Origin of the sequence: Pedobacter yonginensis (genome assembly GCF_003173595.1) — a bacterium.
Lineage (GTDB): Bacteria > Bacteroidota > Bacteroidia > Sphingobacteriales > Sphingobacteriaceae > Pedobacter > Pedobacter yonginense.
Genome location: NZ_QGNZ01000001.1, coordinates 1 through 22,294 on the forward strand (window position 1 = coordinate 1; position 22,294 = coordinate 22,294).

Here is a 22,294-nt window from a genome sequence, read left to right on the forward strand (position 1 = left end):
ATTACATTGAATACTATAATAACGATCGAATAAAACTCAATCTAAAAGGGATGAGCCCGATAAAATATCGAGCTCATCACATTAATAATTAATTTCTAATTTCGTCCAACTTTTGGGGTGCACTTCATTTCCAAATGCTCTTTTCAAATTTTATGTTTTTAATTACAAGCCACCTTTTCTGGTTGCTTTTGTTTGAACAGGCCATGTAGCCGGCTTACCGGTACGCTCATTTACAGGTAAATCAGTTGCCTTTTCATTCGAAGTTTTTTCTGGATCTTCGCAGGCCATATACACTAATATTGCCGCTAAAATTACATTGCTTCTAATTTCATCAAATACCAATTTATCGTAACTGTCTCTATTGGTGTGCCACGTATAGGTGCCATAATCCCAGCTGGTAGCACTTAACGAATAACCCAAAGCACCAGCCGCCACAAAAGAAGCAAAATCAGAACCACCAGCACCTGGAGTACCTGGGAAGTTCGTTTTGATTTGGTTTTTGATGGTATCAGGAACTTTTGATAACCAGCGGGTGATGTAATCTTTCGATTTCGCAAAGCCCTGTCCGCCAATGTTAACCACCCTGCCAGTACCATTGTCTTGATTAAATAAGGCTTGTAAATTGTTTACAATTTCTGGGTGATCTTCAACAAATGCCCTAGAGCCGTTCAATCCTTGTTCCTCACTTCCCCAGTGGCCAACCAAAATTGTCCTTTTTGGGTTCGGATAGAATTTCTTCAACACACGCATTGCTTCCATCATCATAATGGTACCTGATCCGTTATCGGTGGCGCCACTTGCACCATCCCACGAATCGAAATGGGCTGAAAGCATCACATATTCTTTTGGCTTCTGCTTGCCTTTAATTTCGGCAAGGGTGTTGAAAGTTGGCACAACGCCAAGTTCTTTTGATTCGGTTTCTATTTTCAAAACAGGTTTGTTGCCATTGGTTGCCAAACGGTAAACCAAACCATAATCTTCTACAGATAAATCGATCGTTGGGATTTTAGTGGTATTGGCACCAAAAATCTTATCTACACCAAAACCTTGCGACCAATTGTTAATCACAATCCCGGCCGCGCCAGCATTTTCTATTGCAAGTGCCAAATTTTTAGCCGTTAGGCCCGTTTTAGATAAACCCGAAGCGAAGGCTTTTGCAGCATCAGCTTTTTCTTTTTTATACTTTTCAAACAAATCTTTTGTAGCAAATTCTTCCCAATTTTTTTCAGGTCTGCCAGAAATTTGATTTAAAGATATGAGTACCAACTTACCTTTTACATTGGGTAGCCATTTCTGAAAGGCTACAGAATCGGTAATGGTAGGTAAAACAATGGCTTCTGCGTTAATGGGTTTTCCATTGGTTGATGGGCTCCAAGCCAATTGGGTGCCTTCTAATGTTCTTAAGCGTGGACTAACCAAATCAATATGAGAAACACCTCTTTCCCAACCACGCCATTCGCCCCATTTTTCGTTCTTTGCAGATATTCCCCAATCGCTGTATTTTTTTACAGCCCAATCATTGGCTTGCTTCATCTGCGGACTGCCAACCAAACGAGGGCCAACAACATCCAATAACTCGTGCGCTAACTTTTCAAGTTGGGAGTTTTCATTAACTTCTTTTATTAGATTATCAATCACCTTGTTATCTTGCGCAAAAGCAACAGCGTTAGAAAATAAAAGAAGTGTTGAAAATAGGAATTTTTTATTCATAATGACTTCGGTTCTTAAATGATGAGCGAATTTAAGCATTCGGAAGCCGATTAATTGATGATAATGGAAATGTTGCACACTTTTAGATTACCCAACCCAATATCATTAGCAATTAATATGGGCGAATACTAAAATACCATACCCAAGCCATTAAAAACAGCTGAAAAGGTATTCTGAACCATAAATATTTCATCCCTGGCCCGGGTTTATGCAAATTTTCATAACTAATGTGGTGTTTGGCTGCATAAACATTAGCTGGAAGGATGGCAATTAAAAAGATGAGTAAGCCAATTCCCGTAAAATATCTTGTGTTTTCAATGCCCAAGCCTATCGCAAATATGATTTCTAACACACCGGTAATGATTACGATTTCTACCTTTTTCGGAATGAAAAGTGGAATCATTGCCGCCATGCTGGTTTTAAATTTAAAATGCCCCATTGCCGTAAAAAGTAACATAATGCTCATTGAAATGTTGCCCGCAAAAAGATAGTTCTTATCAAAATCGGTGTATTTGTTAAAGGCCACAAATAAGATAAAAGCAATAAGCAGTACAAATAACGGTTTCATGGTAAATTATTTTATCCTATTTAATTAAATTGAAGGCAATTAGAATGGTGGCTACAAAGAGTACAATCAAGCCAGAAAGAAATACAAAATCGGCAACCATTTCCAATCGCTGGCTTAGGTTTCGGTCTCTACGCATCGATATGAAAGAAAGGATACAACTTGTCATAAAAAACATAACTGCCGCCACAGCAAATTCATCAATTAACGATCCATCCGTTAAATTTAATTTTCTTAATGAGGTGAGCACAATAAAGCAAATCCCCAATAAATTGGCCGAGGTGCTTAAAATATGTGGCGAGCGATTCTCGGACATGTTAATCTTTTTCTTCGAGCTTAATTTTTTTAGTAATTCGAAATACCTTTTTCTTTTTATTGGGTTTGTGTTCTTCGCCCATTAAAATTCCCCATGGTTTCAGGGTATCTACTCGGTCGAAAATAATTTTGAGCATGGCCAAATAGGGGATGCACAAAAACATACCAGAAATGCCCCAAATCATTTCGCCAACCACTATCCCGATAAAGGCAAAAAGTGCATTAATTTTAACTTTTGAACCGACTACCAAAGGCATCAGTACATTTCCATCAACAGCGTGCACACCAACATATACAACCAAAACCAATAATACTTTACCTGCACCTGCGGTTGCAAAAGTGATCAAACAACTTACCAGTAAAGCGAAAAATATACCTAAATAGGGTACAACATTAAAAATACCGGCAACCAAACCCAGTAAAACCGCATACTTTACTCCGAGTAAACTTAATATCGATATCATCAACAGCGTTACAATAAGCATTTGTAGAAATAAACCAATAATGTATTTTTTGATGATGAATTGAATCTGACTTACAATTTCTGTTACTTTTTCTTTGTGCTCTTCTTTAAAAACAGAGGTTAAAAAAGTGAATAAAATTCTTCTGTAGTTTAAAATGAAGAATGTAAATAGCAAGGTGAAGCCTAAAAACAGGAGTGTAGAAGATAAAGTAGCAAGCGTTGTGGCTACAATTGCAGCACTGGTAGCCAATGCCTTTTCGGTGCTATCGTTTAAATAATCCAACTGTTTTTGGCTATTTACACCGAAGGTGTGCGAAATCCATTTTTGCAGTTCGTGGTAAGAAACATTTGCTTTATTTTTTAACAATGGCCAATCTGCCCATAGCGCACTCAATTGGTTTCCGAAGAAATAAATAATCCCCCCAATTACCAGAATCATCAGCACAACAGAAATTATGGTCGATAAACTTCGCTTAAATCTTAATTTATGTTCTAGAAAATTACCCACTGGCAACAACAAAATCGCCATTAAAAAAGAGAATAAAAGTGGGGCTAAAAGCGTTTGCCCTAAAATGGCAATGTAGGTTAGACTAATTAAACAGAATAATATTAGCGCAAGTTTGGGTAGAAAAGAGAGTTTATCTTTCATAAATTTTTAAATCCTGTTAAATACAAAATGCCCGACTAATTGTTTGAATCATCGGGCATTTAAATATAATAGTTTATTTCTAATAGGCGCTTGCCTGATCCAACAATGAAATATCAGCTGTGCTTAATGTTAAATTTGCTGCATCAGTAAAGGATTTTAATTGGCTCAAATTGGTTACACTCGCAATGGGGGCCGTAATGGATGGACGACTGAATAACCAGGCCAAAGCAACCGATGCTGGCTCAGTTTGGTGTGCATCTGCAACTTCATCAAGTGCTTTTAGGATGTTAAAACCTCTCTCGGTTAGATATTTTTTTACTCCACCACCACGTTGGCTTTTATCTAAATCGGCTTCACTTCTGTATTTTCCGGTTAAAAAGCCGCTTGCTAAAGAGAAATAAGTGACTACGCCTAAGCCATTTTCTAAGCAAATTTTTTCGTGTTCTCGCTCAAATTCTTCTCGATCAAATAAATTATAACCGGGTTGATAAACTTCATAACGTGGGAGATTGTGCTCGTTAGAACAAATTAACGATTCTTTTAAACGTTCTGCTGAAAAGTTCGAAGCCCCAATCCAACGTACTTTTCCATCCCTAATTAGGGTTTCATAAGCACTTAAAGTTTCTTCTACAGGTGTAGATTCATCATCAAAATGCGAAAAATATAAATCGATATAATCGGTTTTTAAACGATTTAGCGAATGCTCTACTTCGTTGATGATGTAGTCTTTTTTTAGGGATTTGCCTGATCCCATGTCCGAACCAACTTTCGTTGCAATGATTACATCGTGGCGTTTGTTGTGCTTTTGTAGCCAATTGCCAATGATGGTTTCAGATTCACCACCATTGTTGCCTGCTTTCCAGCGAGAATATACATCTGCTGTATCAATAAAGTTAAAGCCACTTTCAATAAAATGATCTAATATTTCGAATGATTTTTGTTCATCTATTGTCCAGCCAAAAACGTTTCCTCCAAATACAATGGGCGCAATATCTAAATCCGATTTTCCTAAGGTTCTTTTTTCCATGATGTAATTTGTTAATACTTGCTTAACAAATTTGCTGGCACTAGGTTTTTTTAAGTGGTATAGATTGTGTCAGAATTATCCTCAACAGCTTTTATCGCCCTTAGCATTTCTCTTTTACCAGGTGCTCCGGGCAGTTTCTCTATCATGCAACCATTTGCTTTCACAGCTCTTTTCAGTTTACCAGTAATGGCATAGGTTACAAAGGTGCCACCTGCTTTTAAAAAGCTGCAAGCATGGGCGATAATTTCATCACTCCACATTTCGGCTTGGTGCTGCACAGAAAAAGCATCGTAGTAAATAATATCGAACTTTCGGGTCGATTGAAAATCTGCAAGTTGAATGTGCGGAATTTCCAAATTGCATAGCGGCGATAAGGATTGAGTGCCCTTTAAAGCCGCATCATAATTAGCGATGAAACTCGCCCATATTTCTTTGGGCACATAGGCCTCATAGCCCGTTTGTTCTATCAGGTTGCGAGCAAGGGGGTAGGCTTCTATGCTTGTGTAGTGAAGTTTGATGTTGTTTTCGGTGCAATACTGATGACTTAAAATAAAGTTTAATCCTGTGCCAAAACCTACTTCCAAAATAGAAATTTCTGTTTTTCCAGCACTGGCAAATTTTAAACCGGCATCAATAAAAACGTGTTTACTTTCTTGCAAAGCACCATGTTTACTGTGGTAGTGTTCGCCTATAGTTTCGTTATAAAGTGTATTTGAGCCATCTGCGGTTGGGGTAATGATATTCATATTCAAGATTTAAGCTTAGCTTGCAAAGATAGGTCAACATTCTGGTGTTGGGAAAGAATCATTCCCCTTTGTTTTACTTGGCAAAACTTTTGCTTTTTTGTTGATTGCTTTTATCTTTGGTTTTCACTTTGCTATGGATATCGAATCTTTCAGAGATTATTGTTTGAGTTTACCCGGCACAACAGAGGGTATGAAATGGGATCATCTCTGTTTCATGATCGAAGAAAAAATATATGTAATTATTGCCATTGATGAGGGGAGTCGCTTCTCAATAAAGTGCAATCCTGATGATTTTGATGCCTTAACCGCTAGAGATGGCATAGCGCAGGCCTTTCATTTAGCAAAACGGCAATGGATTCAAGTGGCTAATTTAGATGTGCTTACAGATCAAGAACTTAAGCGCAGGGTTGCCGAATCAAGGGCTTTGGTTTTAGCGAAGTTACCCAAGAAAACCCAATTCAAATATTTATAATTGAGCTGAATTCAGTATAACAAATATATCTTTCAAACCGATATTGATTTTCTTTCGTCTTTCCTCCTTTTAACTTAAACCGAATTCACGCTATTTAGCTCAGTTTCCGTCATGCTGAATTTATTTCAGCATCTTAATGGCTATTGATTCGCTTTGGTCTTTCTTCCTTTAAGCTCAAACCCGTCTTAATAGCTATTGATTCACTTTGGTCTTTTTTCCTTTTAGCTCAAACCCATCTTAATGGCTATTGATTTGTTTTGGTCTTTCTCTCTTAAAGCTTAAGCCGAAGGCATGTTATTCAACTTAATTTTTCGGTTCTTCTTTTGTTTGAGTAGAGTCGGCTTGTAATTCTTTTTGTTTGGCAATATTAAATTTGAACAGTTCTTCAACAGTTACTAATTTCCTCGTACATTTTTCTATGTCGGTTCCTTCTTTGGCCCATAAGTAGGGTCTGAAACTGTAGGATTTATTTCCATCTAAATTGGCAATGAATTGGTTCCAAGTGCTCCATCTTAAACCTTTATAAAAATTGGCAAGATCGCTATCGAAACAGAATAAGATAAATTCGCCGTAACCTGCCCCTAAGGATTCCCAGTTTAAACTATTCGGTGCGAGATAATAAACATTTTTAATGTCTTTGCCGAGCGCACCATAATTAATGGCAAAAAAACCGCCAACTGCATCATCAGCAACCAACAGATAACCAGGTTTATCTCCATATTCGGTGATGGTTTTTCCTTTGTTCCATTCTGCTACATTTCTATTCAGTCTAGTGCTTCCTGAGCCTAATATTCTTATCCAACCGTTATCAACCATTATGCCACCTGTATTATAAATGATGGCACCTAAAGTGGAGTAGGTACTTACTTGAGCGTTGTAAAGTGCTTCTTTGGCTTTAGCAGAATCCAGTTCTAATACTTCTACTTTGTTTTTGGCAGAGTCTATCCACTTTTTTACGATTGGCCATGCTGGATCGGTTTTATTGATCAACTCATCGATACTTTCCATTTTATTTTGGGCCTTACTTGCCAGCGATAAAAAGGTTAAGCTAAAAAGGATTAAACATTTAATTGTACTTTTCATTGGGTATGGATATAATGTTCAAAGATAGAATGATAAATAAGATCGCAAATGTTTTAGCCAAAAAAAAACGCCCTGAAAACTCAGGGCGTTTAATTATAGGTTTGATATTCCTCTTGGGATGAGTGTACTTATGGTAATGGGAGTTACCACATTCTTATTCTGTCTTCTGGCTTTTTGTATAGCTTGTCGCCAGGTTTAACATCAAAGGCCGTATACCAAGCATCCATATTTACCGGTGCACCAATTGTACGGTACGGACCAGGAGAATGTGGATCGGTTTTAATTAATTGTGCAGCGCTTTCTGGTAAAATATTACCTCTCCAAACTTGAGCCCATGATAAGAAGAAACGTTGATCTGGCGTAAAACCATCAATTTTCTCGTTACTTTGACCTTGTTTAGTCATTTTGAAAGCGGTATACGCAGCATTTAAGCCACCTAAATCTCCAATGTTTTCGCCCATGGTTAATTTACCAATAACATGAACGGTATCCAAAACGGTATAGGCATCAAATTGTTCGCCTAATGCTTGGGTTTTTGCATCGAATTTTGCTTTGTCCTCTTTAGTCCACCAGTTTTTTAAATTACCAGCAGCATCATATTGGCTTCCGCTATCGTCAAAGCCATGACTCATTTCGTGGCCAATAACAGCACCAATTCCGCCATAATTTACAGCATCATCCGCGTTGGGGTCGAAGAATGGGAATTGTAAAATACCAGCAGGGAAAGTAATGTCATTCATTGTTGGACTGTAAGAAGCATTAACCGTTGGTGGCGTCATGCCGAAACGGTTACGATCTACCGGTTTGCCCAAGCGATTAACGTTTTCATTATATCCCCAAATGCTAGCATTACGTAAGTTTTGGAAATAGGTATTTCTGTTCAAATCTAAACCAGTATAAGTTTCCCACTTGGTAGTATAACCAACTTTAGATTTGAAAGCGGCAAGTTTTTCTAAAGCTTTTTTCTTAGTCTCAGCGCTCATCCATTCTAAGCCATTAATTCTAATTTCGAAAGCTTTACGCAAGTTTACAATCATTGCATCCATACGTGCCTTAGCCTCTGGCTTAAAGTATCTTTCCACATATAGTTGACCCAATAATTCGCCAATGGTGCCATCTGTTAAGGACGACATGCGTTGCCAACGTGGCGTTTGGATTTTTTGTCCTGTTTGCGCTTGTTGGAAAGCGAAATTTGCTTTAACAAATGGAGAACTTAAACTTCCGGCAGAGCTTTTTAAAATGTTCCATTCTAAATAAGTTTTCCAATCGGCTACAGGAACAGATTTAAGCATACCGTCTAAGCTCGTCATAAATTTAGGCGAAGAAACTAATAAGGTATCTTGTCCTTTAATTTTGAACTTAGGTAAATAGGTAGCCCAATTAATATCAGGAGTTTTGCTGTTTAATTCTGCAACGGTTAGTTTGTTATATGTAGAATAAGGATCACGCATTTCCAAACGACTCATTTGAGCTTCAGCTAATGCCTTTTCAATTTTAAAAACAGTTTCCGCTTTTTGTTTTGCTACCTCTGGTGAGTTGCCTACCAAGGTAAATAGGGTATTCATATAAGTGTTGTAGGCCTCGCGGATTTTCACACTTCTGGTATCATCTTTTAAATAATAATCACGATCTGGCAGGGTTGTACCACCTTGACCGATATTAACCATGTATTTATTTACATTTTTACGATCTTGGCCAATGCCAATGCCAAACATGGCGCCACCAATGCCATTTACACGCATATAGGCAACTTGGTCTAAAACACCTTGAATGTCTTTAATTTGTTTAACTTTTTCTAAATCGGGCTTGATTGGAGTATAGCCTAGTTTTTCGATGGTAACGGTATCCATGCCAGCGGCAAAGAAATCGCCAACTCTACGTTTTACCGATCCTGCGGGAGCAGATTTATCAGCTGCAGCTTCTTCAACTAATGTTTTTACAGCATTAATGTTAAAGTCTCGCAACTCATTAAAGCTTCCCCAACGGGTTTCTTTAGCTGGAACAGGATTGTTTTTAATCCAATTTCCGCTGGCGTAGGTATAAAAATCATCACCTGGTTTAACCGATTGATCCATGTTTGCTGGATCGATGAATTTTTTTGGTACTTGTGCATTTGCTGAAAAGCTCGCCGCCACAATACCGAGTGCAGCAAAAGATCTTTTCAAATTTTGGTATTTCATGCGCTTAATAAGTTAGTTTTATTAGCGAAATTTATGAAATACTTACTGATACTGAAACAATATAATAGAAATATTACTTATTGAACCAGTAGTAAATTTTTGCCAGACCAAGTCTTCTGATAAATTCAGCAGGAGAGAATAGGGTTTTGATAGATTTCATGATTTTTTAAATCTTATACTGTATTAACATTTTTTAACATATATTATTGTGTCGAAGTAAAAATTTATGCTACATCAATCATTCAATCATCCAACAATCAATCATCCCATCATTCTATCATTCAATCAGTCATTCATTCAATCATTCAACATTCAATCCTTCAATTAGTCATTCATTCAATCATTCACTCAGTCATTCATTCAATCATTTAATATCGTATTTTCTGTAAATTTGACATTGAAGCCGCAACCTATTGAACAAATAATAAAATTTAATGAGCCACCAACACGATAAAGAAGACAGTTGCTGTAGCAGTACAAAACATGCTACTCAAACATCAGAACATAGTCACTCGCACAGCCATGAAGAAGGGGATGAACATGATCACGACCATGGGGGCGATCCCACTGCTTTTAAAACGTATTTACCAGCACTGGTAACGTTTGTAATGTTGCTTATTGGCATTGCCTTCGACAATATTTTTAAGGTTGAAGCTTTTGCGCTGGTGAGACCTTATTGGTATGTTGTTGCGTACTTACCCGTTGGGATACCCGTTTTGCAAGAAGTTTGGGAAACTTTTAAAGCAAAAGATTTCTTCACCGAATTTTCTTTAATGTCGATAGCAACAATTGGAGCTTTTTGTATTGGTGAATATCCGGAGGGCGTTACGGTTATGCTTTTTTATACCATTGGAGAGCTTTTCCAAATGGTGGCAGTAAATAGGGCGAAAAGAAACATTAAAGCGCTGCTGGATGTACGTGCAGATGTTGCGCATGTTTTAAGGAATGGCAAATACGAAACGGTGAAACCTGATGCGGTGGAAATAGGCGAAACCATCCAAATCAAAGCTGGAGAAAAAATCCCTTTAGATGGAGAACTTATATCGGATAAAAGCAGTTTCAATACGGCAGCATTAACTGGCGAGAGCAAACCGAAAACCATAAGTAAAGGGGAGCTTGTTTTAGCTGGAATGCTTAACATCGATCAGGTAATCGAAATAAAGGTGACCAAAGCTTTTGCAGATAGTGCCTTATCACGCATTTTAGAGATGGTTCAAAATGCAACCACGCGCAAAGCGAAAACAGAACTGTTCATCCGAAAATTTGCCAAAATTTACACACCCATTGTTTTCTTTTTAGCATTGGCATTGGTAACCATCCCCATTTTGGTTTTGGGTAACGATTATCATTTTCAAACCTGGGTTTATCGATCCTTGGTTTTCTTGGTGATTTCTTGTCCTTGCGCTTTGGTTATTTCTATCCCACTGGGCTATTTCGGAGGCATTGGGGCAGCATCTGCCGATGGCATTTTATTCAAGGGATCTAACTTTTTAGATTTAATTACCAAGCTGAATACGGTGGTTATGGATAAAACTGGCACCTTAACAAAAGGTGTTTTTAAAGTCCAAAAGGTTGAAAGCAATATTGACGAAAAGGATTTTTTAAATTTTCTAACAGCGGTTGAGGCAAAATCTACTCATCCAATTGCGAAAGCGATTGTAGAATATGCAGGAGATCGTGAAATTCATCTTGCAGATGATATTGAAGAAATTGCAGGAATGGGTTTGAGAGGCAAGGTAAGCGGTAAAGAGGTTCTTGCTGGAAATGTTAAGCTTTTAGAGAAATTCAACATTACTTCCGATTCAGAAATCAAAGATATAGAAGAAAGTATTGTTGTAGTAGCGATTGATGGTCAATATGTTGGGTATGTGCTTATTGCTGATGAAATTAAGGAAGATTCAGCAGAAGCCATTAATCAGCTTCGTGCCAATGGGGTAGAGCAAATTGTGATGTTGAGCGGCGATAAAACTTCCATTGTTAAAAAAGTTGCTGGCATCTTAAAAATCGATGCTTACTATGGAGATTTATTACCCGAAGATAAAGTGGCTAAGCTGGAAGAAATAAAAAAGGATAAAGGGAAAGTGGTTGCTTTTGTTGGCGATGGCATTAACGATACACCTGTTTTGGCCATAAGTGATATTGGTATTGCAATGGGGGCGATGGGTAGCGATGCTGCAATAGAAACAGCTGATGTTGTGATTCAAACCGATCAACCCTCAAAAATTGCTACTGCCATTAAAATTGGAAAGGCCACCAAAAAGGTTGTGATTCAAAATATTGTATTGGCCTTTGCCGTAAAGGCGCTGGTTTTAATTTTAGGTGCTGGTGGTATTGCCACCATGTGGGAAGCTGTTTTCGCCGACGTGGGCGTTGCCTTTTTAGCCATATTAAATGCGGTAAGGATTCAAAAGATGAAGTTTTAAATACTACAAAAATTAGTATATTTGGGTATGTCTGAGCCCGTTCCATATCCTAATAATCTACATGATGAACCCGTTCATCAATTTAATGATATTGATGCATCATTAACTTACAGCTATGCAAATTATTTAAACTGGCTTTTTGAAGATCGAGTGGAGCTTATTAAAGGTAAAATCTTCAAGATGAGTCCGGCACCATCAAGAATGCATCAAGAAATCTCCAGGAATATTTTCCGGTCAGTGGCAAACTTCCTAAATCGAAAGGTTTGTAAAGTTTATTCAGCACCCTTTGATGTTCGTTTTCCGAAACGCAGTAAAGATGATCGGGATGTGTTTACGGTTTTGCAACCCGATATTTGTGTAATCTGCGATAAAAGCAAACTCGATGATCGAGGATGTATCGGTGCGCCAGATCTTGTGGTTGAAATTCTTTCGCCGGGCAATAACAAAAAAGAACTTATTCAAAAGTACCAAGTTTATGAAGAGTTTGGGGTTAAGGAATATTGGGTGGTTAGTCAAAGCGATCAAAGCATTCTAATTTACACCTTGGATGAATCGGGGAAATTCCAACCCTCAAAAATATTTACACTAAGCGAAACCATTTCCTCTTCCGTTTTGCCTGGCTTTGAGCTTATCCTGGACGATGTTTTTGCAGATTTGGATTAGAAAAGAGAGAATTAGTGAATTAGCGAATGAGAGAATTAATGAATGATGGAATGACTTTCACGACTAGGCTTATTAATAAATTAACCACAAAAGAAACAAAAGAAACAAAAGTTTTTGGCCTTTCTACTTCAATCTTTAGGCTTTGGTCTTTCCTCAGCTTGGGCCTTTCGTCTTTCAGCTTTGATCTTTCGTCTTTCAGCTTTGGTCTTTCGTCTTTCAGCTTTGATCTTTGGTCTTTCAGCTTCGGTCTTTCGCCTTTCAGCTTTGATCTTTGGTCTTTCAGCTTTGGTCTTTCGTCTTTCAGCTTTGGTCTTTCGTCTTTCAGCTTTGGTCTTCAGTCTTTCAGTTTTAGTTGTTCCACCTTAGGGTTTCAGTATACTACAAAAATTAGTATATTTGGGTATGTCTGAGCCAGTTCCATATCCTAATAATTTACATGATGAACCCGTTCATCAATTTAATGATATTGATGCATCATTAACTTACAGCTATGCAAATTATTTAAACTGGCTTTTTGAAGATCGGGTGGAGCTTATTAAAGGTAAAATCTTTAAAATGAGTCCGGCGCCATCGAGAGTGCATCAAAAAATCTCCATTCGAATTATAAACCCGATAGCTAATTTTCTGAAAGGTAAATCTTGCGAGGTTTATTCAGCACCCTTTGATGTTCGTTTTCCAAAACGCAGTAAAGATGATCGGGATGTGTTTACGGTTTTGCAACCTGATATTTGTGTAATCTGCGATAAAAGCAAACTCGATGATCGAGGATGTATCGGTGCGCCAGATCTTGTGGTTGAAATTCTTTCGCCGGGCAATAACAAAAAAGAACTTATTCAAAAGTACCAAGTTTATGAAGAGTTTGGGGTTAAGGAATATTGGGTGGTTAGTCAAAGCGATCAAAGCATTCTAATTTACACCTTGGATGAATCGGGGAAATTCCAACCCTCAAAAATATTCACACTAAGCGAAACCATTTCCTCTTCCGTTTTGCCTGGCTTTGAGCTTATTCTGGATGATGTTTTTGCAGATTTGGATTAGAAAAGAGAGAATTAGTGAATTAGCGAATGAGAGAATTAATGAATGATGGAATGAGAGAATGATGGAATGACTTTCACGGCTAGGCTTATTAATAAATTAACCACAAAAGAAACAAAAGAGACAAAAGTTTTGGTCTTTCTACTTCAATCTTTAGGCTTTGGTCTTTCGTCTTTCAGCTTTGATCTTTGTTCTTTCAGCTTTGGCCTTTGGTCTTTGATCTTTCAGCTTTGGCCTTTGGTCTTTGATCTTTCAGCTTTGGTCTTTGATCTTTCAGCTTTGGCCTTTGTTCTTTCAGCTTTGGCCTTTAGTCTTTCAGCTTCGGTCTTTCAGCTTCGGTCTTTAGTCTTTCAGCTTTGGCCTTTGGTCTTTCCACTTCGGTCTTCCTTCTTTCCATTTCTGCTTTAAGTTTTGGCCTTAAAAACGTATTTTTGCCACTCAAATTGATATTGAATAATTTTTCATGAGCATTTCCACACATTATAATCCTGCAGAAACCGAAGATAAATGGTACAGCTATTGGCTATCGAAAAAGTTTTTTCACTCAGAGCCTGATGCGCGTGAGCCTTACACGATTGTAATTCCGCCGCCAAATGTTACTGGAGTGCTGCACATGGGGCACATGTTAAACAATACCATTCAGGATGTTTTAATACGTAAGGCTCGAATGCAGGGTAAAAATGCCTGTTGGGTTCCGGGCACCGATCATGCATCAATTGCAACAGAAGCAAAGGTGGTTGCCATGTTGAAAGAGCAGGGAATCGACAAGAAAGACCTTTCCCGTGAAGAATTTTTGAAATATGCCTGGGAGTGGAAAGAGAAATATGGTGGTATTATTTTAGAGCAGTTGAAGAAACTAGGTGCAAGCTGCGATTGGGATCGAACGCGTTTTACCATGGAGGAAGATCTTTCTGAAGCCGTAATCGATTCGTTTATCCATTTGTACAAAAAAGGATGGATCTATCGAGGCATCCGCATGGTAAACTGGGATCCGGCAGGTAAAACGGCTGTTTCTGATGAAGAAGTGATTCGTAAAGAAGTTAACCAAAAATTATACTACATCAAATATTTGATTTCGGGTACAGAAGATCAATTTTTAACGATTGCAACAACCCGCCCCGAAACCATCATGGCTGATGCCGCAATTTGCATTAACCCAAATGATGAGCGTTTTACCTACCTAAAAGGGAAAAAGGTTTTTGTGCCGCTTGTTAACCATGAAATTCCGGTTATTGAAGATGAATATGTAGATATTGAGTTTGGTACAGGTTGTTTAAAAGTTACGCCAGCGCATGATTTGAATGATTATGAGTTGGGTGTTAAGCATAATTTGCCAGTAACCGATATTTTGAATGATGACGGTACGCTAAACGAATTGGCGGTAATTTTAGTGGGTGAAGACAGATTTGTTGCCCGTAAAAAGATTGCTAAAATGTTGGAAGAGGCCGGTCATTTAGAAAAAGTTGAAGATTACAAATCGCAGGTTGGATTTTCTGAACGTACAGATGCCGCTATTGAACCAAAACTTTCTATGCAGTGGTTTGTAAAGATGAAGGAAATGGCTCAACCTGCTTTAGATGATGTCCTAAATGGCGAAGTAAACCTAATTCCGAACAAATTTGAAAATACCTATCGCCATTGGATGGAAAATGTTCGCGATTGGAACATTTCTCGTCAGCTGTGGTGGGGGCAACGCATACCGGCTTGGTACGATGATAAAGGAAACTGGGTTGTAGCAAAAACTAAAGATGAAGCTTTAGAAGAATTCTGGAAGAAAAAACATTTAGATGAAAATTGTTCAGATGCAGAGAAAGCTGGATTTAAACATCAATTAGAACCTTTTTTAAGGCAAGATGAAGATGTAATGGACACATGGTTTTCTTCTTGGTTATGGCCAATCTCTGTTTTTGATGGCTTTAAAAATCCTGATAATAAAGATATTAACTATTACTATCCAACTAATGATTTGGTAACGGCACCAGAAATTTTGTTCTTTTGGGTGGCGCGTATGATTATGGCTGGGCATGAGTTTATGGGCAAAAAGCCATTCACCAATGTATATTTAACAGGCATTGTTCGTGATAAGTTGGGTCGTAAAATGTCCAAATCTTTGGGTAACTCTCCCGATCCAATTGGCTTAATCGAAAAATATGGTGCAGATGCAGTTCGTGTTGGGATGTTGATGTCGTCGCCAGCTGGTAACGATTTAATGTTTGATGAAAGCTACTGCGAGCAAGGGCGTAATTTTGCTTCAAAAATTTGGAATGCGTTCCGTTTGGTAAAAGGTTGGCAGGTTGATGAACAGTTGGAAAATCCAAACAAACAGGCCATTGCTTGGTTCGAAAGTCGATTTAACGAATCTTTGGTTGAAATTGAAGCGAACTTTAAGCAATACCGTTTATCAGAAGCTTTAATGACAACCTATAAATTGGTATGGGATGATTTCTGTGCATGGTATCTGGAAATGGTGAAGCCAGCTTATCAGAAACCAATTGATGCGGAGAGCTATAAAGCTACCATTTCATTCTTCGAAAACATCATCAAACTGTTGCATCCAAATATGCCTTTCTTAACAGAAGAATTATGGCATGATGATTTGTTCGCGCAACGCGGAGAAATGGATTGCTGCATTGTTGCTGAGTTTCCGAAGGGAGGTGCAATTGATGAGCAGTTGCTGAAAGACGTAGAGGTGATTAAAACGGTTGTGGCAGAAATTAGAAATGTTCGTAACCAAAAGCAAATTTCGCCTAAAGAAGCTTTGCGTTTAAGTTTGAAAGTTAATTCTGACATCGATTATGAGCAATATTTGAATATTGTATTCAAACTGGCTAACGTTTCTGAAGCTGAAATCGTAAATGATAAGGTTGCAGGAGCAGCCGCTTTCATGGCTGGAAAAGATGAATTTTTTATTCCCTTAACTGAAAATATCGATGTAGATGCCGAGCGAAGCCGTTTAAAGGCCGATTTAGTTTATCTTCAAGGTTTCCTAAAATCGGTAGATGCAAAGTTGGGTAATGAGCGTTTTGTGCAAAATGCCAAACCCGAAATCATTGCAAATGAGCGCAATAAAAAGGCGGATGCCGAAGCTAAAATCAAAATAATTGAAGAAAGCCTAGCGGGATTGGCATAAATTACCATAAACCGCTTAAAAATATATTTAGCCCTTTAGAATTCGTTTTCTAAAGGGTTTTTTGCTTTGAAACTATCTTTTTGAATAGCATTAAATGGGGTTAGTGCATTTCTTTCAACTCCATCCTGCCCGCTAGCAAAGATGTTCGCTGGGTAAACAGTTTCTAAAATGTTACTAAACAGTACCTCATCTGTCAATTAAAAAACCTAATTTGGGTTCGTTAAACGTTAGTAAATCGTTTAATGTTATGCGCCTTTCTAACTCAATTTAAACCTATTTATTCTATGGAAAATTCCAGAAGAAAATTCATTAAACAATCTGCAATATTTACAGCGGCCACCTACGTGGGTACAATGGGCATGAGCGCAAAAAGCTACGGCCGAATTATTGGTGCCAATGATCGCGTTCGGGTGGGGGTTGTTGGATTTTCGGATCGTTTCAAAGACACCCTTCTGCCTTGTTTTTTAAATCATAATAAAGAATTAAACTTCGATGTTGTTGGACTTTCAGATTTATGGAATTATAGAAGAGATTTAGGTATTGCACATTTAAAGCAAAAATTGGGGCATGATGTTAAAGCGTGTAGAAACAACGAAGAGCTTTATGCTACTAAAGATTTAGATGCGGTTATCATCAGCACGGCCGATTTTCAACACGCACTGCATTTAATTGAAGCGGTAAAGGGCGGTTGCGATGCCTATGTGGAAAAGCCTTTTGCAGAAACCATGGATGATGCGAAAGCAGCTTTAAAAGCAGTTAAAGGGAGCAATAGAATTGTGCAAATTGGTTCGCAGCGAAGGAGTGGCGAAAACTATCAAAATGCAGCTAGGTACATTCAAGAGGGAAAGTTTGGGCCCATTACCGCTGTAGATTTGGTTTGGAATGTAAACCAACCCGGCAGATGGAGAAGACCAGATTTGGTGGCTAAATTGAAAGAAGAAGATATCGATTGGAAGCGCTTCTTGTTGAATAGACCATTTGAAAATTTTGATCCAAGAAAATATTTAGAATATAGACTGTTTTGGCCCTATTCATCGGGCATGCCCGGTCAATGGATGTCGCACCAAATTGATACTGTGCATTGGTTTACCAATTTAAAGCACCCTCGAAGTGTGGTGGCAAATGGAGGTATTTATACTTGGAAAGATGGTCGCAGGAATTGGGATTCAATGGTCGCCGTTTTTGATTATGGACAGCCCAATGCCGAAGATGGTTTTCAAGTTACGTTTACCTCCAGAATGCAAAATAGTGTTGGAGATGTTGGTGAAGTGTATTATTCCAACGGTGGCGAACTCAATTTAATCACCAATAAAGTTTCTCCTAAGGGCGGCTTAAGGCAACAAGAAGCATCGGCAATGGGCATGAAGGCTAATCTGTTATCCGAGTTTGATTTAAGCAAAACAGAAATAAAAGCCGCTACTGGTGCAAATATGGGTGGTGATGCACTAACATCTGGCCACATGAGAAATTGGATGGAATGCGTTAGAAGCCGAAAAACACCAAATGCCCCCGTTGAAGCCGGATATTCGCATTCCATTGCCAACATAATGACCAACGCTGCAGTGAGAACTGGGGCGAAAGCGGTTTTCGATGAAGGTAAACAGGAAGTTATAGCGAACGGTAAAGTATTCAAATATTAGTATAACCCATTATCAACCATGTTAAACCTTAAAAAATATAGTTTTTTAGCCCTTTCCTTGATGAGTTTATCGGCCTACGCTCAAAAAGCTAGTCCACTTTTTGATGGCAAAACGCTCACCGGCTGGAAAGCAGTAGCCGGCGCGGCACCCTATAAGGTAGAGGATGGTGCAATTGTAGGCACAATGACTAAGGGCACTCCAAATTCATTCCTAATTACCGAAAAAGAATATGGAGATTTTGTGCTCGAACTGGATGTAAAGCTGGAGGGCGAAACCACTAATTCAGGCATTCAAACTCGAAGTCACCTGAAACCCGAAGGAAATAACGGCAAAGGTTTGGTTTATGGCAGACAAGTGGAAATTGACCCAACACCTAGAGCCTGGACAGGCGGAATTTACGATGAAGCCAGGCGCTTATGGTTATATCCGTTAGAGCTAAATCCATCAGCAAAATCCCTATACAAAAAGAATGAATTTAATCATTATAAAATTGAATGCATTGGCAATGAAACCAAAACGTGGGTAAATGGAACGCCTGTATCGTACGTAGTCGATACTTTAGATCAATCTGGATTTATTGGTTTGCAAGTTCACGGCATTGGTAATGAGTTGGGGAATGATGGAAAAAAGGTTTATTTCAAAAATATCAACATCCAAACGGGAGGTTTAAAGGCAAAAGCTTTTCCAAAGGGGATTTATACTGTTAATTTAACACCAAATAACTTATCTGCTTACGAGAAATCTGAAGGTTATAAATTACTTTTTGATGGTAAGGGTAACACAGGTTGGATTGGTGCCTACAAAACCGAGTTCCCGGCTAAGGGTTGGAAAATTGCCAATGGAGTAATCAGTGTAGAGCCTTCGGGTGGTGCAGAATCTACCAATGGAGGCGATATTGTAACCAAGGAAGAATTTGCCGCATTTGATATGTCTTTCGAATTTAAACTTAGCCCAGGTGCCAACAGTGGTGTAAAATACTTCGTTACATTGAGCGAAAAAAATACTGGCTCAGCCATTGGCTTGGAATATCAGGTTTTGGATGATGTGTTGCACCCCGATGCGAAATTGGGTAGAGATGGTAACCGCACCTTGGCATCACTTTACGATTTAATGACGGCCAAAAAAGAGCCTCGTTACCTTCGCCCCATTGGGAGTTGGAACAATGCTCGTTTGATTGTTTATCCAAATAACAAAGTAGAGCATTATTTAAATGGTGTGAAGGTACTCGAATATGTGCGAGGATCAGAAGAATTTAGAAAACTGGTTGCCATAAGCAAATACAAAGATTGGAAAAACTTCGGTGAGGCACCAAAAGGGCATATCTTGCTTCAAGATCATGGCAATAAGGTAGATTTCAGAACCATCAAAATCAAAAAATTGTAAATGCACCGCCGTTCGTTTGTTAAAAAAACAGCTTTATTTAGTTCTGCTTTTTTGGTTGGAAATCATGTTTTAGGCCATTACAACGCTGATAATGTTGTGAATGTAGCCATGATTGGATGCGGAGATCGGGGTAAAGGCGTGCTTTCCGTAATTAAATCTATGCCAAGCAAATACCGCATTAAAGCCTATTGCGACTTACTGGATTTTAGACTTAAAGAAACGGAGAAGCACGTTCCTGCGGATGCAAAGGCCCTAAAAGATTATCGCCAAATTCTGAATGATAAAAGTATTGATGCCGTTTTTATCGCTACCCCTTTGAGCGAACACTTTCACATTGCTAAAGATGCGGTTTTGGCAGGTAAGCACGTTTATCTCGAAAAAACGATGACTTACAACATCAATCAAGCATTAGAATTGAAAAAAATAGTGCTGCAAAACCCAAAGCAAGTTTTTCAAGTCGGTTATCAATATCGATACTCGCCGCTATACTTTAAGGTTAAGGATATGATCCAAAGTGGCTATTTGGGTAAAGTTTCTCAAATAGATTGTAGGTGGGATAGAAATGGAAATTGGCGCAGAGCCGTTCCTGATGCGGCTTTGGAAAGAAAAATCAATTGGCGCATGTACAAGGAGTATTCTGGAGGATTGGCTGCCGAACTTTTATCCCATCAGATCGATTTTATCAACTGGGCTTTTGAAACGCAACCTACAGACATTATGGGTACTGGTGGGATAGATGTTTTTAAAGATGGACGAGAGACTTACGATAACATTCAAGCTGTTTTGCGTTATCAGGAAAAAGGAATGATTGGAAACTTCGGAGCAACCTGCGGCAATGCCCATGATGGCTATCTATTCAAAATAAAAGGTACAAAAGGTTCTGTTTCGCTTTTAACCAATACTGGTTTGTTTTACCCAGAAGAAAGTACAAAAAAAGAGCTTGGAATTGTTGATGCGGTAAGTGGCGCCACGAAAATTGTTGTGAATAGAGATGGTGGAATCCCAATTTTGGATTACGCAACCCAAGATGGAACCAATTATGCCCTGGATGAATTTTATCAGTCGATTACCACAAATAAAAAGCCTGCTTCCAATATCAATACAGGCACACAAGCGGCAATATGTGTAGCCATGTGTAATGAAGCCATTTATAAGGGAACAAAACAGGTTTGGAAGAAAGAATATGATGTTTAATTAAAACAAAAGTTAAACTACAAATCCGAATAATCTGGCATATCTTCCACAAAAACAAAACTTCCGTTGTTTAAGTCCATTTTTGCAAATACGTGTTGAATACCATTGGTTAGCACTATCCACTTGGCTTGGTGAATGGAATTGTACCTCGAAGCCTGTTCAAAAACAGCGGGTGTAATTTTTACTTTTGGCGCTTTGCATTCAATAAGCATTAACTTTTCGCCTGCGGTGTTGTACACCAAAATATCGCTTCTTTTTTGCAGTTGATTTAATACCAATCCACCTTCAATTTGAATTAAAGTTTTTGGGAATTTCTTATCTACAATCAGGTTTTGTATAAAATGTTGGCGCACCCACTCTTCTGGCGTCAATACCAAATGCTTTTTTCTAAGCTCATCGAAAATAAAAACCACATCGTCCTTCTGCTTTATTTTGAAAGGATAGGGCGGTAGGTTGAGGGGTATTGGATTGAACATGTACAATTTGTCGTAAATCAAAGTTACTATTGTTTATAAACATTTACCTAAATCCTAAAAGCTAAATTGTAATTTTACAGCAATGACTGCTGCCGAAATTATTAAAGATATTAAAGCTAGAAAATTTAAACCCGTGTATTTGTTGCATGGTGAAGAATCCTATTACATCGATCAAGTAACAGATTATATTGAAGATAAGTTGCTAAACGATGCCGAGAAAGGCTTTAATCAAACTGTTCTTTACGGAAAAGATACCGATATGGCTACGGTTTTGGGAGCAGCAAAGCGCTACCCGATGATGTCTGATTATCAGGTTGTTATTGTAAAAGAAGCTCAAGATTTAAAATGGGCAAAAGAGGAGGGGAATAGCAAAGAGGCAGAATTTGTGCTCAACTATTTTGAAAAACCATTGCCCAGTACAATTTTGGTGTTGGCATATAAATATGCAAATTTTGATAAGCGCAAAAAGATTTATAAAGCCATTAGTAAGAGCGGTTTAATTTTTCAGTCTGATTTGGTTCGCGATTATAAATTGGTACCGTGGATTGAAGACTTTGTGAAAGAAAAAGGCTATAAAATCGATCAGCAAGCATCAGCCTTAATGGCAGAGTATTTGGGTACAGATCTTTCTAAAATAGCCAACGAGATCGAAAAACTGATGCTTAATATTCCAAAGGATGTTGTAATCAATACCGATTTGGTTCAGAAAAATATCGGCATTAGCAAAGAGTACAATGTATTTGAATTGCAAAAGGCATTGGCTATAAGAGATGTTTTGAAATGCAATAAAATTATTAACTACTTTGCCAGCAACCCGAAGGCTAATCCAACAGTAATGGTTTTGGCTAACTTGGGTGGGTATTTCACCAAAATTTTAAGGTATCATTACTTGCCAAATAAGGCTGAGGCAGCATCTGCATTAGGCATACCTCCATTTTTTGTTAAAGATTACGAAGTAGCCGCCCGAAATTATGATGCCGGGAAGGTTTTCCACGTGATGAGCTTATTGCGTGAATACGACCTTAAAAGCAAAGGCTTAGACAGTAGTGGCAATGTGGAGGATGGAGAACTTTTAAAGGAGTTGGTGTTTAAAATGATCCATTAATAAGGTTTATTAATTGATTTTGAACTACTTGAATA

19 protein-coding genes are annotated in these 22,294 nt (G+C 38.3%); 10 read left to right on the forward strand and 9 right to left on the reverse strand.

All coding sequences use genetic code 11. From position 1 onward, the window contains the following. Positions 1-5: 5 nt before the first annotated feature. The gene (locus DHW03_RS19645) at positions 6-92 is read left to right on the forward strand and encodes an IS3 family transposase (RefSeq protein ID WP_394340900.1); all 87 of its coding nucleotides are present in this window, start codon (positions 6-8) and stop codon (positions 90-92) included. A 70-nt stretch (positions 93-162) separates the two neighbouring features. On the opposite strand, the gene DHW03_RS00010 is transcribed toward DHW03_RS19645, so the two are convergent. From DHW03_RS00010 to mnmD, 6 genes are all read right to left on the reverse strand, one after another. Then, on the reverse strand, positions 163-1,749 hold the full coding sequence (locus tag DHW03_RS00010; RefSeq protein ID WP_240618433.1) for a M20/M25/M40 family metallo-hydrolase: 1,587 nt from the start codon (positions 1,747-1,749) through the stop codon (positions 163-165). Between the two features lie 73 nt (positions 1,750-1,822). Further along, complete coding sequence (locus DHW03_RS00015; RefSeq protein ID WP_109923730.1) at positions 1,823-2,278, reverse strand: DoxX family protein; 456 nt, start codon at positions 2,276-2,278, stop codon at positions 1,823-1,825. 16 nt (positions 2,279-2,294) lie between these two features. Further along, positions 2,295-2,591, reverse strand: coding sequence for a hypothetical protein (locus tag DHW03_RS00020; RefSeq protein WP_109923731.1), 297 nt, complete (start codon positions 2,589-2,591; stop codon positions 2,295-2,297). A 1-nt stretch (position 2,592) separates the two neighbouring features. Next, the gene (locus DHW03_RS00025) at positions 2,593-3,702 is read right to left on the reverse strand and encodes an AI-2E family transporter (RefSeq protein ID WP_109923732.1); all 1,110 of its coding nucleotides are present in this window, start codon (positions 3,700-3,702) and stop codon (positions 2,593-2,595) included. Positions 3,703-3,781: 79 nt separating this feature from the next. Beyond that, positions 3,782-4,729, reverse strand: a complete 948-nt coding sequence (locus tag DHW03_RS00030) for an aldo/keto reductase (protein ID WP_109923733.1) — start codon at positions 4,727-4,729, stop codon at positions 3,782-3,784. A gap of 50 nt (positions 4,730-4,779) precedes the next feature. Further along, the gene (gene mnmD / locus DHW03_RS00035; RefSeq protein ID WP_109923734.1) at positions 4,780-5,475 is read right to left on the reverse strand and encodes a tRNA (5-methylaminomethyl-2-thiouridine)(34)-methyltransferase MnmD; all 696 of its coding nucleotides are present in this window, start codon (positions 5,473-5,475) and stop codon (positions 4,780-4,782) included. Between the two features lie 133 nt (positions 5,476-5,608). On the opposite strand from mnmD, the gene DHW03_RS00040 reads away from it, so the two are divergent. Continuing rightward, positions 5,609-5,947, forward strand: coding sequence for an MmcQ/YjbR family DNA-binding protein (locus tag DHW03_RS00040; RefSeq protein WP_133248471.1), 339 nt, complete (start codon positions 5,609-5,611; stop codon positions 5,945-5,947). Between the two features lie 303 nt (positions 5,948-6,250). Here the strand turns inward: DHW03_RS00040 and DHW03_RS00045 are convergent, their stop codons facing one another. Further along, positions 6,251-7,030, reverse strand: coding sequence for a DUF2625 domain-containing protein (locus tag DHW03_RS00045; RefSeq protein WP_205940947.1), 780 nt, complete (start codon positions 7,028-7,030; stop codon positions 6,251-6,253). Positions 7,031-7,173: 143 nt separating this feature from the next. After that, positions 7,174-9,210, reverse strand: a complete 2,037-nt coding sequence (locus tag DHW03_RS00050) for a M13 family metallopeptidase (protein ID WP_109923736.1) — start codon at positions 9,208-9,210, stop codon at positions 7,174-7,176. 434 nt (positions 9,211-9,644) lie between these two features. Here DHW03_RS00050 and DHW03_RS00060 point away from each other — a divergent pair, with 434 nt between their 5' ends. The 7 genes from DHW03_RS00060 to DHW03_RS00095 all read left to right on the forward strand — a co-directional run bounded on the left by DHW03_RS00060 (position 9,645) and on the right by DHW03_RS00095 (position 20,678). Then, positions 9,645-11,633 (forward strand): heavy metal translocating P-type ATPase, encoded by a 1,989-nt coding sequence (locus tag DHW03_RS00060; protein ID WP_109923737.1) that lies wholly within the window; start codon positions 9,645-9,647, stop codon positions 11,631-11,633. Between the two features lie 27 nt (positions 11,634-11,660). Continuing rightward, on the forward strand, positions 11,661-12,296 hold the full coding sequence (locus DHW03_RS00065) for a Uma2 family endonuclease (RefSeq protein ID WP_109923738.1): 636 nt from the start codon (positions 11,661-11,663) through the stop codon (positions 12,294-12,296). A 402-nt stretch (positions 12,297-12,698) separates the two neighbouring features. Beyond that, on the forward strand, positions 12,699-13,334 hold the full coding sequence (locus DHW03_RS00075) for a Uma2 family endonuclease (RefSeq protein ID WP_109923739.1): 636 nt from the start codon (positions 12,699-12,701) through the stop codon (positions 13,332-13,334). A 460-nt stretch (positions 13,335-13,794) separates the two neighbouring features. Beyond that, positions 13,795-16,461, forward strand: coding sequence for a valine--tRNA ligase (locus tag DHW03_RS00080; RefSeq protein ID WP_109923740.1), 2,667 nt, complete (start codon positions 13,795-13,797; stop codon positions 16,459-16,461). Positions 16,462-16,745: 284 nt separating this feature from the next. Then, positions 16,746-18,101, forward strand: coding sequence for a Gfo/Idh/MocA family protein (locus DHW03_RS00085; protein WP_109923741.1), 1,356 nt, complete (start codon positions 16,746-16,748; stop codon positions 18,099-18,101). Between the two features lie 18 nt (positions 18,102-18,119). Then, positions 18,120-19,484 (forward strand): 3-keto-disaccharide hydrolase, encoded by a 1,365-nt coding sequence (locus DHW03_RS00090; RefSeq protein WP_109923742.1) that lies wholly within the window; start codon positions 18,120-18,122, stop codon positions 19,482-19,484. Then, positions 19,485-20,678, forward strand: coding sequence for a Gfo/Idh/MocA family protein (locus DHW03_RS00095; protein WP_109923743.1), 1,194 nt, complete (start codon positions 19,485-19,487; stop codon positions 20,676-20,678). Positions 20,679-20,695: 17 nt separating this feature from the next. Here the strand turns inward: DHW03_RS00095 and DHW03_RS00100 are convergent, their stop codons facing one another. Further along, positions 20,696-21,154 (reverse strand): type I restriction enzyme HsdR N-terminal domain-containing protein, encoded by a 459-nt coding sequence (locus DHW03_RS00100; RefSeq protein WP_109923744.1) that lies wholly within the window; start codon positions 21,152-21,154, stop codon positions 20,696-20,698. A gap of 82 nt (positions 21,155-21,236) precedes the next feature. On the opposite strand from DHW03_RS00100, the gene holA reads away from it, so the two are divergent. After that, a complete protein-coding gene (gene holA / locus DHW03_RS00105) occupies positions 21,237-22,259 on the forward strand; it encodes a DNA polymerase III subunit delta (protein WP_109923745.1) in 1,023 nt (340 codons plus the stop codon). Positions 22,260-22,294: the final 35 nt, after the last annotated feature.